This is a genomic window from Pseudoalteromonas sp. 2CM37A (genome assembly GCF_023161885.1).
In the GTDB taxonomy this organism is placed as follows: domain Bacteria; phylum Pseudomonadota; class Gammaproteobacteria; order Enterobacterales; family Alteromonadaceae; genus Pseudoalteromonas; species Pseudoalteromonas atlantica.
In genome coordinates, this window is sequence record NZ_JALNTJ010000023.1 from 1 (window position 1) to 1,170 (window position 1,170).

At 50.6% G+C, this 1,170-nt stretch carries 1 rRNA gene (only partly in view); it reads left to right on the forward strand.

Annotated features, from left to right (window positions below):
• A 23S ribosomal RNA gene (locus MTF68_RS19625) occupies window positions 1–1,170 on the forward strand; its annotated part runs 1,276 nt beyond the window's last position; the annotation flags it as partial.

Below are 1,170 nucleotides of genomic sequence, written 5' to 3' on the forward strand. Positions count from 1 at the left end.
GGTGACTGCGTACCTTTTGTATAATGGGTCAGCGACTTATATTTTGTAGCGAGGTTAACCGATTAGGGTAGCCGTAGGGAAACCGAGTCTTAACTGGGCGAATAGTTGCAAGGTATAGACCCGAAACCCGGTGATCTAGCCATGGGCAGGTTGAAGGTTGAGTAACATCAACTGGAGGACCGAACCCACTAACGTTGAAAAGTTAGGGGATGACCTGTGGCTAGGAGTGAAAGGCTAATCAAACCGGGAGATAGCTGGTTCTCCCCGAAATCTATTTAGGTAGAGCCTCGGACGAATACTTACGGGGGTAGAGCACTGTTAAGGCTAGGGGGTCATCCCGACTTACCAACCCTTTGCAAACTCCGAATACCGTAAAGTAATATCCGGGAGACACACGGCGGGTGCTAACGTCCGTCGTGAAGAGGGAAACAACCCAGACCGCCAGCTAAGGTCCCAAAGTCATAGTTAAGTGGGAAACGATGTGGAAAGGCCCAGACAGCCAGGAGGTTGGCTTAGAAGCAGCCATCCTTTAAAGAAAGCGTAATAGCTCACTGGTCGAGTCGGTCTGCGCGGAAGATGTAACGGGGCTAAACTATGCACCGAAGCTGCGGATTCATCTTAGGATGAGTGGTAGGGGAGCGTTCTGTAAGCGGTTGAAGGTGTACCGGGAGGTATGCTGGACGTATCAGAAGTGCGAATGCTGACATGAGTAACGATAATGCGGGTGAAAAACCCGCACGCCGGAAGACCAAGGGTTCCTATCCCATGTTAATCAGGGTAGGGTAAGTCGACCCCTAAGGCGAGGCCGAAAGGCGTAGTCGATGGGAAACGGATTAATATTTCCGTACTTGGTATAATTGCGATGGGGGGACGGAGAAGGCTAAGCAAGCATGGCGATGGTTGTCCATGTGAAAGTGAGTAGGCTAGTGACTTAGGTAAATCCGGGTTGCTGTTAGGCTGAGACACGAGACGAGCACCCAAGGGTGTGAAGTTGCTGATGCCATACTTCCAGGAAAAGCCTCTAAGCTTCAGATTATACCGAATCGTACCCCAAACCGACACAGGTGGTCAGGTAGAGAATACTAAGGCGCTTGAGAGAACTCGGGTGAAGGAACTAGGCAAAATCGTACCGTAACTTCGGGAGAAGGTACGCTCCTATCTGTGATGAGA